The sequence below is a fragment of the Campylobacter sp. BCW_6465 genome, from assembly GCF_001762815.1.
Classification (GTDB): Bacteria; Campylobacterota; Campylobacteria; order Campylobacterales; family Campylobacteraceae; genus Campylobacter_D; species Campylobacter_D jejuni.
Genome location: NZ_MJXN01000112.1, coordinates 299768 through 314269 on the forward strand (window position 1 = coordinate 299768; position 14502 = coordinate 314269).

12 protein-coding genes and 1 tRNA gene are annotated in these 14502 nt (G+C 30.0%); 10 read left to right on the plus strand and 3 right to left on the minus strand.

What is annotated here, in order from left to right; genetic code table 11:
* Nucleotides 1–8: 8 nt before the first annotated feature.
* From AJ886_RS09675 to AJ886_RS09700, 6 genes are read left to right on the plus strand one after another with little or no spacing between them, the layout of a single operon-like run.
* Nucleotides 9–905: a branched-chain amino acid ABC transporter permease gene (locus AJ886_RS09675; protein WP_002852952.1), complete on the plus strand. Its 897-nt coding sequence runs from the start codon at nt 9–11 to the stop codon at nt 903–905.
* A complete protein-coding gene (locus AJ886_RS09680; RefSeq protein WP_002881777.1) occupies nt 905–1957 on the plus strand; it encodes a branched-chain amino acid ABC transporter permease in 1053 nt (350 codons plus the stop codon). Before AJ886_RS09675 ends, AJ886_RS09680 begins: the two co-directional genes overlap by 1 nt.
* Entirely contained in the window at nt 1954–2724 is a 771-nt protein-coding gene (locus tag AJ886_RS09685) for an ABC transporter ATP-binding protein (RefSeq protein WP_002881779.1), read from the plus strand. The genes AJ886_RS09680 and AJ886_RS09685 overlap by 4 nt, the downstream gene beginning before the upstream one ends.
* A complete protein-coding gene (locus AJ886_RS09690) occupies nt 2711–3406 on the plus strand; it encodes an ABC transporter ATP-binding protein (RefSeq protein WP_070287615.1) in 696 nt (231 codons plus the stop codon). The genes AJ886_RS09685 and AJ886_RS09690 overlap by 14 nt, the downstream gene beginning before the upstream one ends.
* 17 nt (nt 3407–3423) lie before the next feature.
* Entirely contained in the window at nt 3424–6669 is a 3246-nt protein-coding gene (gene ccsA, locus AJ886_RS09695) for a cytochrome c biogenesis protein (protein ID WP_070287616.1), read from the plus strand.
* A gap of 15 nt (nt 6670–6684) precedes the next feature.
* Nucleotides 6685–7134 carry a hypothetical protein gene (locus AJ886_RS09700; RefSeq protein WP_072223893.1) on the plus strand — a complete coding sequence of 150 codons (450 nt, stop codon included), beginning with the start codon at nt 6685–6687 and terminating at the stop codon, nt 7132–7134.
* Nucleotides 7135–7136: 2 nt separating this feature from the next.
* Here AJ886_RS09700 and AJ886_RS09705 read toward each other — a convergent pair.
* The 3 genes from AJ886_RS09705 to tgt form a co-directional block, all read right to left on the minus strand.
* Nucleotides 7137–7213: transfer RNA gene (locus AJ886_RS09705), tRNA-Arg, on the minus strand.
* A 52-nt stretch (nt 7214–7265) separates the two neighbouring features.
* Nucleotides 7266–8033 carry a magnesium transporter CorA family protein gene (locus tag AJ886_RS09710; RefSeq protein ID WP_002861747.1) on the minus strand — a complete coding sequence of 256 codons (768 nt, stop codon included), beginning with the start codon at nt 8031–8033 and terminating at the stop codon, nt 7266–7268.
* Nucleotide 8034: 1 nt separating this feature from the next.
* Complete coding sequence (tgt, locus tag AJ886_RS09715; RefSeq protein ID WP_002861746.1) at nt 8035–9156, minus strand: tRNA guanosine(34) transglycosylase Tgt; 1122 nt, start codon at nt 9154–9156, stop codon at nt 8035–8037.
* A gap of 29 nt (nt 9157–9185) precedes the next feature.
* On the opposite strand from tgt, the gene AJ886_RS09720 reads away from it, so the two are divergent.
* Genes AJ886_RS09720 through mtaB form a run of 4 tightly spaced genes read left to right on the plus strand, consistent with a single transcriptional unit; the run spans nt 9186 to nt 14502 of the window.
* Entirely contained in the window at nt 9186–10586 is a 1401-nt protein-coding gene (locus tag AJ886_RS09720; protein ID WP_070233092.1) for a COG3400 family protein, read from the plus strand.
* A 45-nt stretch (nt 10587–10631) separates the two neighbouring features.
* Complete coding sequence (aroB, locus tag AJ886_RS09725) at nt 10632–11687, plus strand: 3-dehydroquinate synthase (RefSeq protein WP_070287617.1); 1056 nt, start codon at nt 10632–10634, stop codon at nt 11685–11687.
* Nucleotides 11684–13255: a mechanosensitive ion channel family protein gene (locus AJ886_RS09730; RefSeq protein ID WP_002856191.1), complete on the plus strand. Its 1572-nt coding sequence runs from the start codon at nt 11684–11686 to the stop codon at nt 13253–13255. The genes aroB and AJ886_RS09730 overlap by 4 nt, the downstream gene beginning before the upstream one ends.
* A complete protein-coding gene (mtaB, locus tag AJ886_RS09735; RefSeq protein ID WP_070287618.1) occupies nt 13252–14502 on the plus strand; it encodes a tRNA (N(6)-L-threonylcarbamoyladenosine(37)-C(2))-methylthiotransferase MtaB in 1251 nt (416 codons plus the stop codon). The genes AJ886_RS09730 and mtaB overlap by 4 nt, the downstream gene beginning before the upstream one ends.

Here is a 14502-nt window from a genome sequence, read left to right on the forward strand (position 1 = left end):
GAAAGATTATGGATTCTACTTTATTTTTACAACAACTTGTTAATGGGCTTAGTTTGGGTAGTATGTATGCTCTTATTGCTGTTGGTTATACTATGGTTTATGGCGTGTTAAGACTTATTAATTTTGCTCACGGCGATATTATGATGGTTGGTGCTTATGCAGCTCTTTTTTGCATGACTAATCTAAATGTTCCTTTTCTAGGAGCTTTGTCTTTGGCAATGATTTTTGCTGCCTGTGTTGGAATAGCTACAGATAGAATCGCTTATAAACCTTTAAGACAGGCTCCTAGAATTTCATTGTTGATTACAGCAATCGGTATTAGTTTTTTCTTGCAAAATCTTTTTAATATGCTTTTTACTTCAACACCTAGAACTTTTACACCGCCAAGTTATTTTGAGGAAAGTGTTAATTTTGGTGGAGTGATAACAACTTATGGTTCTTTAATGGTTCCTGCTCTTACATTTGTTATTTTAATAGCAGTGTTATGGATTTTGTATAAAAGCAAATATGGTATAGCTATTCGTGCTTTGGCATTTGATATACAAACAGTAAATTTAATGGGTATAGATGCAAATCGTATTATTGCTATAGTTTTTGCCCTAGGTTCAGCTTTGGCAGCAGTTGGGGGTGTTTTTTGGGCTGCAAATTATTACTCTGTTGAACCTACTATGGGAACTTTAATAGGTTTGAAAGCTTTTGCTGCTGCCGTTTTAGGAGGTATAGGTTCTGTAGTAGGTGCAGTTTTGGGTGGACTTATTATAGGATTTACTGAAGTTGTTGTTGTGGCTTTTTTTCCAGATTTATCAGGCTTTAAAGATGCATTTGCTTTTATTTTTTTGGTGTTTATATTGTTATTTAGGCCTACGGGAATTTTAGGTATAAATTTTGAAAAGAGTAGGTTTTAATGATGGTTAAAATTAAGGTTTCACATTTAATCTTTTTAATTGCTTCAATTATTTTTATTTTCATTTCTCCTTATATTTTTGGGGACTATGGATTAAACATTGTTAATCAAATTGCTATTTTTATTATTTTGGCTGTGAGTTACAACCTTATTAATGGTGTAACTGGACAATTTTCACTAGAACCCAATGGATTTGTTGCGATTGGAGCTTATGCAGCTGCTTTAGTTCTTTTAAGTGCTGATGCAAAAAATGATCAGTTTTTTTTAGATGGTCCTAGTTCTTTTATTTTAGCTATCCATTCAAATTCCTTTATTCTAGCTTTAATTGTAGCTGGAATTTGTTCATCTTTGCTTGCCCTGATTTTAGCTTTTGCTGTATTTCGCGTGAGAGGGGATTATTTAGCTATTGTAACTTTAGGCTTTGGAATAATTATTAAAATAGCTGCTATTAATTTTCCTTCTATTACTAATGGCTCAAGAGGACTGGTAGATATTCCACAATTTTCCACGATCTATTGGACAGGTGGTATTGCTATTGTAGCGGTTATTTTAATTTTAAATATAGTTTATTCTAAATATGGTCGTGCAATGAAGGCTATAAGAGATGATGAAGATGCTGCAAGTGCCATGGGAATAAATACTTTTTGGATAAAAACTTTAGCTTTTGGCACTTCAGCATTTTTAGAAGGTGTAGGTGGTGGACTTTTAGCTTGTCTGTTGACTACCGTATCTCCAACTCAATTTGATTTTTTACTTACTTTCCAGCTTTTGATTATTATTGTTTTGGGTGGACTTGGTTCTACTACAGGTGCTATCATAGGTGCGATATTGGTTATTGGTGGAAGCGAGTGGCTTAGATTTTTAGATGAGTTAAATATAAAAATAGATTCTTTAAATCTTGATATCCAATCAACACCAGGACTTAGAATGGTTGTTTTTTCTATTGTTCTGATTTTAGTAATGCTTTTTGCAAGAAAAGGCATAATGGGTTATTACGAGTTGAGTGATGTGATTAGAGGGATTAAAAAGCGTTTTAAAAGGAGTAAAAAATGATTTTGGAATTAAAACAAATTTCAAAAAGTTTTGGTAGTGTTAGGGCTATTAATGAAACTTCTTTTAAAATCAATGAGGGTGAAATTTTTGCTTTAATTGGACCTAACGGGGCTGGTAAAACAACTCTTTTTAATATTATAACAGGTAACTATAAACCTAGTTCAGGTTCGGTTGAATTTCTAGGAGAAAGAATTGATCACTTAAAACCTCATAAGATTGTGCATTTAGGAATAGCTAGAACATTTCAAAATATTAGACTTTTTTCAAGTATGAATGTGCTTGAAAATGTTCTTATTGGTTTTAATAAACAAATGAAATATAATATTTTTGAAGCCTTTTTGCATTTAGGGCGTTTTGGAAAAATAGAACAAGTATTTAAAGAGAAGGCTTATGCAATATTAGAAGAACTTGGTATTGTAGAATTTGCTCATGAAAAGGCTACTAGCTTAAGTTATGGGCAACAAAGAAAAGTTGAGATTGCAAGAGCAATGGCTACTCAGCCAAGATTGTTATTGCTTGATGAGCCAGCCGCTGGGATGAATAGCTCCGAGAGCGATGAACTTGCTGAGCTCATTTTTAAATTACGAAAAGATTATAAAATTAGCGTTTTGCTTATAGAGCATGACATGAAATTTGTAAATAAATTGTGCGATCGCGTATTGGTGCTTGATTATGGAAAAACAATTTTTGAAGGTAAACTTTGCGATGCTGTAAATCATAAAGAAGTAATTGCTGCGTATTTAGGGGATTTTGATGCTAATAGTTAAAGATTTGCATGTTTATTATGGATTAATTGAAGCTGTTAAAGGGATTGATTTTAAAGTGGAAACAGGTCATATTGTTTCTCTTATAGGTTCAAATGGAGCAGGTAAAACTTCAACTTTAAATGCGCTTTTAAACTCAGTTAAAAGAACTGGTGGGGTTAATTTCTTAGGTTATGATACTAAAAGGCATTTAACTCATACTTTAGTTCAAAAAGGTATAGCTTTAGTTCCTGAAGGAAGACGTGTTTTTATCAATTTAAGCGTAGAGGAAAATTTAAAAATAGGTGCTTTTAATAATGCTGAAAATTATGAGCATTTAAGAGAGCAAATGTATAAACTTTTTCCAAGACTTGCAAGCAAAAAGCATGCTTTAGCTGGAACATTGAGTGGAGGGGAAGCGCAAATGCTTGCGATTTCAAGGGCTTTAATGAGTGAACCAAAACTTTTGATGTTGGATGAGCCTTCTTTGGGACTTGCTCCAAAGATTGTGGGTGAAGTTTTTGATATTATTGTGCGTTTAAAAGAAGAGGGTATAACTATTCTTTTGGTAGAGCAAAATGCTTATTCTGCATTAAAAATAAGTGATTATGCTTATGTTTTGGAAAATGGTCGCATTGCAATGGAAAACGAGGCTAAAAATTTAATAGGTGATGATGAGATTAGAAAGAAATATTTAGGGCTTTAAAATTTAAAGGAAAAAGAATGAAAAATATAATAAAAAGCATAGGGGATTTAAGAGTTTCGGTTGTATTGTTTTTGCTTTTCGCGCTTTTTTGTGCTTTGGCAACTTTTATTGAAAGTGCTTATGGAACTCCTACGGCTTGGGCAATGGTTTATGATACTTTTTGGTTTGAATATATACAACTTTTACTTGGTATTAATTTACTATGCGGGATGTTTCGTTATAAAATGTTTGGGCTTAAAAAATTGCCTTTAATGATTTTTCATATTTCTTTTTTATTTATTTTAGTGGGTTCTGCAATGACAAGATATGCTGGTTTTGAAGGTATTTTACCTATTAGAGAGCATACTCAAAATTCACTTATAGAAAGTTCTAAGACTTCTTTGCGTATTTCTGCTATAAAAGATGGAGAACGCTATAGTGCGGTTAATGATCGTTATATAGGAAATTTGCCTTTTGCTAATTCTTTTAAACTAAAACTTAATTTAGGTGATGATCAAGCTGTATTAAAATATAAAGATTTAATTTTAAATGCTCATTATACTTATAAAGAAAATAATAATTCTGATCCTTTATTGGTTTTGATGCTTTCTCAAAAAGGATCTCAAGGTGTTGATGTTAAATTTGAAAAAGGTGAAGTTAAGAATATAGAAGGGGTTAACTTTGCTTTTATGAATGATAATGTTAAAGCACCTTTTGTAAAAATTGATGAAAATTTAACTTTAAGTTCAAGTGAAAACTTACATTTTCTAAGTATGTTAGATGGACAAAATTTAGACCTTAAAATTGGAGAAAAGGCAAATGCTAAGGAAAGAAGGCTTTATGAAATTAATGATATTAGTTTTGTAGTTAAAGCTGCTTCTTTGCATGCGCAAGAAGCTTTAGAAGGCTCCAATAGACCTCAAGATGAAAGTTTTTGGTTATGGTTTAAATCTACTTGGTTAGAAGTGGGTAGAACTATGTTGATTTCTACTTTTGGCGAGCCTCAAAATTGGAAAAATTCTTTATTATTACATTTTAAAGATTTTGCTTTAAGCAATGAGAATAAAAACTTAGAATTAACTGGCTCTAATGCTTTAAAATTAGAATTAAGCTATAAAAATGAAAGTAAAGAATTTTATATTTTTGAATATAATAAACCTATTATGATAGAACTTGCAGGTCAAAAATTCTTTATTTCTTGGGCGCTTTCTTATGAACAATTGCCTTTTGATATTTATTTAAGAGATTTTGTATTAGATCGTTATCCAGGTTCTATGTCTCCAGCTTCTTATGCAAGTGAAATTACTGTAAAAAATAATAATGAAAATTTTGATTATAGAATTTTTATGAATAATGTTTTAGATTATGATGGCTATAGATTTTATCAAAGTTCTTATGATCAAGATGAAAAAGGGACTGTTTTATCTGTAAATAAAGATCCAGGCAAAATACCAACTTATATAGGTTATTTTTTGCTTTGTCTTGGAATGTTTATGAATTTTTTAAATCCTCATTCTAGATTTAGAACTTTGGCAAGATTAATCAATAAAGACACTTTAAAACATACAAGTGTGATTATTTTTATTTTATTGCTATCTTTTGGTTCTGAAAAGACTTTTGCTCAAGATTTAAATTCAACCTTACCTGTGGTAAATACTAATCATGCTAAAGCTCTTGCTACTTTAATAGTTCAAAAATCAGCAGATGGAAGAATGGTGCCTTTTGATACGCTATCAAGAGAAATTTTAGAAAAAATTCATCAAAGCGATAGCTACAAGGGTCAAAATTCTAACGCTGTTATGCTTTCCATGCTTGTTGATGTAAATAAATGGCAAATGGAACCTTTTATTTTAATGCCACAAAATCAAGCAGTTCGTGATGCTATTGCAAATATTTTAGAAATTCCTAGCGCTAAATATATTTCTTATAAAGATTTCTTTGATGAGAATAATCGCTATAAACTTCAAAAATATGTTGAAAATGCAAATCGTAAAAACCCAAATGCAAGAGGAGTTTTTGATAAGGAAATTATAAAACTAGATGAAAGAGCTAATGTTGTAAATTTAGTTTTTAGTGGTGAATTATTTAAATTTATTCCTGTTCAAAATAATCCAAATAATGTTTGGCTTGCACCTTTTTCTGCTGTAACTACTCTTAAGGGGGATGAAGGGCATATTGTTTGGGCTTTAATACAGAATTATTTTAGTGCCGTGGAAAATGCTTTTAAAGATGGCAATTGGACTAGAGCTGATGAAGGCTTGAAATTTATCAAAGAATATCAAGAAAAAATAGGATATAAAGTCATGCCTAGTAAAACCAAGGTTGAAATGGAAATTTTTTCTAATAAGGCTGAAATTTTCGTTAAACTCGCTCCTGTATATTTAATTGCGGGTTTTTTACTTTTGATTCTTGTTTTTTCTAAAATGGTCATACCGAATTTAAAAATCTCTTTTATATTTAAAGTGGTATATGTTTTAAATGTTTTAGCTTTTGTAATTCATACAGTAGGTCTTGGACTTCGTGCTTATTTATCAGGTCATGCTCCATGGAGTAATGGCTATGAAAGTATGGTGTATATAGCTTGGGCATTGTCTTTGTCGGGTATATTTTTCTCTAGAAAAAGTCCTATAGCCTTGTCATTAACTTCTATTTTATCCGGTGTTGTATTAATGGTTGCACATTTAAGCGAAATGAATCCGCAAATTACAAATCTTGTTCCAGTGCTCAATTCTTATTGGCTTAGTATTCATGTATCCGTTATTACTGCTAGTTATGGATTTTTAGGACTTTGTGCCTTACTTGGTATCTTTACACTGTTCTTAATGTGTTTTCTTAAGAAAGATGGAAAATATAATCTTAATATTTTGAGAAATATTACAGAGGCTACAAGAATTAATGAAATGGCAATGATTTTTGGACTTTGTTTGCTTACTGTAGGAAATTTTTTAGGTGCAATTTGGGCAAATGAAAGTTGGGGGAGATATTGGAGTTGGGATTCTAAGGAAACTTGGGCTTTGGTTAGTATTTTGGTTTATGCAGCAATTTTGCATCTTAGAATGATTCCAAAATATTGTAATCAATTTGTGTTTGCTTTATGGAGTATGTTTGCTTATTGGGTTATTATTATGACTTATTTTGGAGTAAATTACTTTTTAACAGGACTTCATTCTTACGCTGCAGGCGAAGCGGCTCAAATTCCTAATTATGTTTATTGGGGATTTGCGTTGATGGTGGTTTTAGCTCTTTTTGCAAGAAGGAATCGAAATTTTGTAGGCAAACTGTAAATGAGCCATATTTTTTTGGTTATTTTTTGTGCTGCTTTAGCGCTTTTATTGTTTTTAGGCATAATTGCTTATCTTATTACAAGTGATGGCAAAAAAACAGTTAAAAAGCAAAAAACTAGCCAAAAGCAGCATGTAGCTGAAAAGACTAAAAAAATTGATACAGACTTAGATAAAATGATAATTGCTGCTTCCGATGTTAAGCTAACAGATGTTGAATTAAAAGAACTTGCCAAACTTTATGTGCAGACACATAAACTTGGTTCAAAAACTTCTAAAGAATTAGATGAAGCAACAAAAAAGAAACTAGAATTTGTTTCTGCTTTGGCTACAAATATTAATGCAAGTGCACAAACAGTCAGTTACTTAAATAAAGAACTTAAGAAAATTTCTGGATCTTACAAAAAAGAAATTGATGCTTACGAGCATATGGGATTAGCTAAAAGAAAAATTAAAGAAGATAAATAATATGGTGCGCTCAAGAGGATTCGAACCTCTGGCCTTTTGAACCGCAATCAAATGCTCTATCCAGCTGAGCTATGAGCGCAAAAATAAGTTAAAATTATATATAAATATTCTTAAAATAAGCAAAATTTTGCTTATTTTGTTTGTTTTTTAGCTTTTTTACCTTCATCTAAATCAAATTCTTTAGTCTTTTTTGAATGATAAAATATAAAACCTACAATCAAAATACAGCAAATCAAAGAAAAAATATAAAGTGTACCATAAGGGCTATCTTTGAAAAAAAGATTATTAGTATTCATTCCAAAAAATCCTACGATCAAATTTAAAGGCAAGAAAATAGAAGAAAGTATACTTAAAAGATAAATACTTTTATTCATTTTTTCATTTTTAATTGCACTTGTTAATGCATAAAGAGTATCAACTCTTGCTAGATGTTCTTTGGTGTTTTTGCTTAAGATGCCGATGGATAAATTTAAAATTTTTAAATGTTTTTTGTATTGTGCTTGTTCACTAAGCAAAAGACTGAAAGCTTCACTTAGAAGATTAATTTGCTTTAGATTTTTGTTGATTTTTTGTCTTAACACAAAGGATTTTTTGTAAAAATTTTTAACAAAACCACCTTTTAAGATAATACCTTCTTTGTGTTCTAAAAGGTTTTGAAAATGAGTATTTTGTACTTTAAAATCTTCTAAAATGGATTTAATAAAATTTGAAAATTCTTCTATGCTAGAAAGCTTAAATTCTTCATTTTGAAGTTTATAAATTTTTTCATCGTTAAAAAGCCAAGTTTCCAAATTTAATCCCACGTAAACAAAAATTTTTTGTCCATAAATTTCGCTATAGAAAGTTTCTAAATTCTTTGCTTGCAGGATTTTTTTTAGATTTTCGTGTAGCTCTAGCATTTTATTTGCCTCTTAAGTGATAAAAATTTCTTTTAAATTGCGTAAAAGAATTGTTTAAAATTGCCTCACGCATCTTTCTTGCAAGTTCAAGATAATAATGTAGATTGTGTAAACTTGCCAAACGAAAAAAAGTAAGTTCTTTAGCTTTAAAAAGATGGTTTAAATAACCCCTTGAAAAATTACGACAAGTATAACATGAGCAAGTAGGATCTATGGCTTCATGATCGTTGATAAATTCTGCTTTTTTGATATTAAATTTTCCAAAACTTGTGAAAAATGTTCCATTTCTTGCATTTCTAGTTGGCATCACACAGTCAAACATATCTACTCCTCGCTCAACATTTTCCACCAAATCTTCAGGTGTTCCTACACCCATTAAATATCTTGGACGATTTTCATCTAGATAAGGGTTTAAGTTTTGTACTGTTTCATACATCAAGGCGTTTTCTTCGCCCACGCTAAGCCCACCTATAGCTAAACCATCAAATGGCATTTCGTTTAAACTTAAAGCACAACGCTTTCTTTCTTCATAATTTGTGCCACCTTGGATAATACCAAAAATATTTTGCCCTATACCTATACCTTTATTTTGCATACTTTTATGATAAGCAATAGCCTCTTTTGCCCAAAATATAGTACGATCAACAGAAATTTTAACCCTTTCTTTGGTTGCGGGTAGAGCTACTAAATCATCTAAAATCATCATAATATCAGAGTTAAAATCATATTGAGTATCTAAAACACTTTTTGGAGTAAAAAGATGACGACTCCCATCGATGTGACTTTTAAATTCTATGCCTTCATTAAAATGTTTGGAATTTTTACTTAAAGAAAAAGCTTGAAAACCACCACTATCGGTTAAAAAACTTCTATCAAATTTCGTAAAACCATGCAAACCTCCAAAATCTTTTACCACTTTGGAAGTTGGACGCAAGTACATGTGGTAGGTATTTGCTAAAATAATTTTTGCATCAAGCTCGTTTTTTATATCATTAGCATCAAGACTTTTAACCGCTCCTACTGTGCCAACAGGCATAAAAACAGGGGTTAAAAAAGTGCTGTGTGCGGTAGTGATTTCACAAACCCTTGCCATTCCATCTTTATGCTTTAATTTAAATTCCATTTGTTATAATTTCCTTTTTGGAGTTTAAAATGAATAATATTTTAATTATAATAGACGGTATTTTAGCAAAGCATTTCTTAGAAAGGCTTTGTTTTGAAAAAGGCTTAGGTTACTTTTTTACAGTAGTGTGTCAAAATAGTGAAAAAAATAACTTAAATATTTCTAGTGAGTATATTGACTTGCATTATTTTGATCCTACAAGCACAGCGCGTCTTGAAAATATTATGAGTAAAGATTTTAAACAGGCTTTTATTTATATGCAAGATGAATTTGAAACTAAAAAAAGTTATGAGGCTTTGCGTTCTTTAAATCCAAATTTAGAAATAGAAATAATGGATTTTTGGGGGTTAAGTGTTAATGATACTCATGCAAATTTAGCTGATGCTAGAATGACTTTAAGCCGTAGATTTATGGATTTTTTACCAGATATTGCTTTAACAGCTCAGTATATAGGGCTTGGGGTTGGAGAGATTATGGAAGTAAAAATTCCAGCAGGGTCTATTTTTGCTTATAGGCACATAAGTTCAATACAACAAAAAAGGTGGCGCATAGTCCTTATTTATAGAAATTCTAAGATTTATTTTGTAAAACCATCTTTTGTTTTAGAGCCAAATGATAGCATTTTGATCGTTGGAGATCCTGTTGTTTTACAAAGTATTTTTCATAATATAAGAGGCAAAGCAGGGCAATTTCCTATGCCTTTTGGAAGTAATGTTTTTGCTTTAATTGATATGAAAAATATGAATCAAAATATGCAAGAAAGAGTGCTTGATACTACTTTAAAATTAACTCAAAAAAGCAATGCAAAAAGATTTTTTATACATGTTATCAATCCTAAATTAGGGGTAATGTATGAAAAATTAAAAAAACTTTCTGAGAATAAAGAAGGTGTTTTTTTTGATTATTTCAACACGGATTTTAAACAAATTTCCACATGGTTGCAAAATAATGATATAGGATTAGTTGTAACTGATATAAAAAATTTTGAGAAAGAAAAACAAGCTTTTTTTGATTTAAAAATTCCTATTATGAAGGTGGGTGAAGCTTCTTTTGATGAGCTTAAAGAAGCGATTATTTTAAGTGCCGATGAGAGTGAACTTGAAAATAATGCAAATGTCATTACTGATTTAAGTAAACAGCTTGATTTTGGAGTTATTTTATATTATTATAATCCAAATTCTCAAAATACTACAGATATGGAGGAGTATTTTAGAAGTTTATCTAAGCTTTATGATAAAAATATACAAATTATTAATAAAAATGATGAAAACCCTCTTTTAAATTTGCAATATCGTGAAGATTTGTTACAATTTGTGAGTTTTCAAAAAGAATTACTAAATAGAGATTTTGGCAGAAATTTAAGTACAAATTTAAATAGGCATTATTATAAAATGAGACAAAATTACCAACTTTTCATACCAGTAGAATAAATAATTAATTAAATGTGATAGAATAAACGCAAAAAGAGTAGTTCAATGCAAGTAGAAGTTAAGTTAAAAGAAAATGCTTATAAGGTTTATATTGATGAACTTGAAGAATTAAAATTTGATAGTAAGGTTTTTATACTTTCAAATCCTAAGATTTCAGGTCTTCATTTGAAAACATTACTTTCTAAAATTAAGGCAAAAGAAATTTTTATTGCCACTGTAAAAGATGGTGAAGAATATAAAAATTTAAGTACCATAGAAGAAATTTTAAACCAAATGTTTAATTCTAAATTGGATAGAAAAAGCGTGCTTATAAGTTTTGGTGGTGGCGTGATTAGTGATATGGGCGGATTTGCTGCTAGTATTTATCAAAGAGGTGTTGATTTTATAAATATTCCTACTACACTTTTAGCTTGCGTTGATGCAGCAGTAGGTGGAAAAACAGGCGTTAATAATAATTTTGGTAAAAATCTTATTGGCACTTTTTATCAACCTAAAGCTGTATATTGCGAGAGTTCTTTTTTAAAGACTTTGAGCTCTAGAGAACTTGCTGCAGGCATGGCTGAATTTATTAAAATGGCAGCAATGTTTGATGATGGTATACTTGATTTTATAGAAAAAATTGATGAAAAAAGTTTCTTAAATGCTACTTGTGAGAATGAAATTTTTACTCAAATTATAGCAAGAAGCATAGAACTTAAATCAAGAGTTGTTGAACAAGATGAAAAAGAATCAGGGCTTAGAATGCTTTTAAATTATGGTCATACTTTTGCTCATGTTATAGAAAATTTTACAGATTATAAGCTTTATTTACACGGAGAAGCGGTGGCTATAGGTATGGTTATGGCAAATCAATTGGCTTTAAATTTAGGGCTTTTGGATAAAATGCAAAGTCAAAAAATAAAAGATATTTTACTTAAATTCAGTTTGCCAATATCATATAAAATCAACAATGTAGATGAATTTTATGAAGCTTTTTTCATGGATAAAAAAAGCTCTAATAAAAAAATCAATTTTGTTCTTGCTAGTCCTTTGGGTAAGGGTTTGATAAAAGGTGATATTTCTAAAGAAGATATAATTGCAACTTTAAGAGAATTCCAATGAAAAAAATTATTATTTTAACCTTTTTTGTTGTTTTTGCTTTTGGTGATGTAAATCGGACTATTATTAATAATATAAATGAGAAAATTAATACTTTAAATACTGTAATCAGTGCTAGTATTTGGAATATACGTTATGAAAATTTTATAAAATATCAAGATATAAATGATGAATTAATCATTTTAAATCTTAATTTAAAAAAGACTTCCGATATTCACCAACAAGAAGAACTTAAACGCAAGATAGCAAATTTAGAAGAGCAATTGAGCTTGCTTAAAGAATATAAAGATTTAAATTTTGCACAAAGTCTTAGTGCCCCTGATAATATAGAAACTTTATCTAAGCTTACTAATCCTTTGGCTATTATAGGAGCTTTTTCTCATATTAAGAAATTAAAAGGAGAAAAGGAAGAGTATATATTTAAATTTAATGATTTTAAAAATTTAGTAGATAAAATCAGGGAAAAAAACTCAGAACTTAAGGAATTAGTTGAGCTTAAACCAAGTGTTGAGAATATAGAAGCTTTAAAAGCTTCGGATAAAAAGTTGGAAGAATTTGAGCAAGCTTTAAATTTTGCTAGTGTTTCTTATTCTGTTTATGAGAAAAAAATTGATGAAGAGCTTTCTCGAGTAAGTGCTGAGATTAAAGTTCAAAGCTTAAGGGCTGTAAATATACTTGTTGCTATTGTTATTGTTATAGCTATAGCTTTTATGTTGAAATTTATTGCTAAAAAATATATTAAAGATAGTGAAAGATATTATACTGCTACGAAGATTATTAATTTTATTAATATAAATATTATTTTTCTTATTTTGCTCTTTGCTTATATAGAAAATATTACTTATCTTGTAACTATACTTGGTTTTGCCTCTGCGGGCTTAGCTATTGCTATGAAAGATATGTTTATGTCTATGCTTGGATGGTGTGTGATTATTTTTGGCGGAAGTTTTAGAGTAGGGGATCGTGTAAAGGTTTTTCAAAATGATACTACCTATATAGGAGATATTATAGACATTTCTTTTTTACGCATTACTCTTTATGAAGAGCTTACGCTTGAAACTTATAATAAAAATCGTCGTAGTGGGCGTATTATATTTATTCCTAATAACTATGTTTTTACAAATTTGCTTGCTAATTATACTCATCATGGTATGAAAACCGTGCTTGATGGCATTGATATAAGTGTTACTTTTGATAGCAATCTTGATAAGGCACAAGAAATTGTGGAAAATATTGTTACACGCCATGCCAAAGGTTATACTGAGCTTGCTAGAAAAAATATAGCTCGTTTACAACATGAATATAGTATTAAAAATCCTAAAGTGGAGCCAAGGTTTTTTATGTTTTTTGAACATTGGGGAATGCGAATTTCTGCATGGTATATGACCAATGCTTATGCGGCTTTGGTATTAAGAAGTACGATTAGCAAAGAGATTATAAAAGAATTTAATAAGCATAAAGATATAAAAATTGCTTATCCATCGCAAAATTTATATTTAGGAAATTTAAATCAAAATCATTTTGAACAACATCATGAAAATATGCATTTTCATGCAAGGAATAAAGATTGAAAGAAAAAGTTTTTTTTAAAACCTTTGGGTGTCGCACAAATATTTATGATACAGAGCTTTTAAAAAGTTATGTAAAAGATTATGAGATTATAAATGATGAGAATCAAGCACAAATTATCGTTGTAAATTCTTGCACGGTTACAAATGGAGCTGATAGCGGGATAAAGTCTTATGTAAATACCATGCAAAAAAAAGGCATTAAAGTTATACTTACAGGTTGTGGTGCTGTAAGCAAGGGTAAGGAGCTTTTAGATAAAAAGCAAGTTTTTGGAGTGCTTGGAGCGTCAAATAAAGATAAAATCAATGAATTTTTAGGAGCAAAGACAAGTTTTTATGAACTTGGAAATTTAAATTTTATTGATAAAGATATAGTTTGCGAATATGAAAATCATACCAAAGCTTTTGTGAAAATTCAAGAAGGTTGTGATTTTGCTTGTTCTTATTGTATTATTCCTAGCGTGCGGGGAAAATCAAGAAGTGTGGATGAAAAAGCTCTTTTGAAACAGGTTGAAATTTTGGGGGCTAATGGCTATAGTGAAATTGTTTTAACAGGGACTAATATAGGTTCATATGGGCTTAAAAATGGCACAAGTTTAGGCAAGCTTTTGCAAAAAATGGGACAAATTTCAGGTATAAAACGCATAAGGTTAGGTAGTTTAGAACCCGCACAAATTGATGAGAGTTTTTTAGAAATTTTAGATGAAACTTGGCTTGAAAGGCATTTACATATTGCATTGCAGCATACAAGTGAAAAAATGCTTCGTATAATGCGAAGAAGATCGCATACGGATAATGATTTAAAGCTTTTTAATACTATAGCAAGTAAAGGATATGCTTTGGGGACAGATTTTATAGTAGCTCATCCAGGTGAGAGTGAAGAAATGTGGCAAGAAGCTTTGAAAAAATTTAAAGAATTTCCACTTACTCATATTCATGCTTTTATTTTTAGTCCTAGAAACAACACGCATTCTGCTACCATGAAGGATGTGATAAATGGAACTTTAGCTAAAGAAAGGCTAAACACTTTAAAATCCATAGTAGAAAAAAATAATTATGAATTTAGGAAAAAAAATCAAGTTTCACTTGAAGTCTTGATAGAAAATCAAAAAGATGGTTTTTTTGAGGGTTATGATCAGTTTTTTAACAAGATCAAAATTAAAAGTGATAAAGATATAGCTAAAGAATGGATTGTTATATCTGAATATGAAGTGCAAGAAAAGTCTAACTTTGCAATTTTAAAAGGCTAG

Excerpts from the sequence above, each read along its gene's own strand:
- AJ886_RS09690 (WP_070287615.1), top strand. The coding sequence starts at position 2,711 with ATGCTAATAGTTAAAGATTTGCATGTTTATTATGGATTAATTGAAGCT.
- AJ886_RS09710 (WP_002861747.1), bottom strand. The coding sequence starts at position 8,033 with ATGCTAGAGCTACACGAAAATCTAAAAAAAATCCTGCAAGCAAAGAAT.
- AJ886_RS09685 (WP_002881779.1), top strand. The coding sequence starts at position 1,954 with ATGATTTTGGAATTAAAACAAATTTCAAAAAGTTTTGGTAGTGTTAGG.
- aroB (WP_070287617.1), top strand. The coding sequence starts at position 10,632 with ATGCAAGTAGAAGTTAAGTTAAAAGAAAATGCTTATAAGGTTTATATT.
- AJ886_RS09720 (WP_070233092.1), top strand. The coding sequence starts at position 9,186 with ATGAATAATATTTTAATTATAATAGACGGTATTTTAGCAAAGCATTTC.
- AJ886_RS09680 (WP_002881777.1), top strand. The coding sequence starts at position 905 with ATGATGGTTAAAATTAAGGTTTCACATTTAATCTTTTTAATTGCTTCA.
- ccsA (WP_070287616.1), top strand. The coding sequence starts at position 3,424 with ATGAAAAATATAATAAAAAGCATAGGGGATTTAAGAGTTTCGGTTGTA.
- AJ886_RS09675 (WP_002852952.1), top strand. The coding sequence starts at position 9 with ATGGATTCTACTTTATTTTTACAACAACTTGTTAATGGGCTTAGTTTG.
- AJ886_RS09730 (WP_002856191.1), top strand. The coding sequence starts at position 11,684 with ATGAAAAAAATTATTATTTTAACCTTTTTTGTTGTTTTTGCTTTTGGT.
- tgt (WP_002861746.1), bottom strand. The coding sequence starts at position 9,156 with ATGGAATTTAAATTAAAGCATAAAGATGGAATGGCAAGGGTTTGTGAA.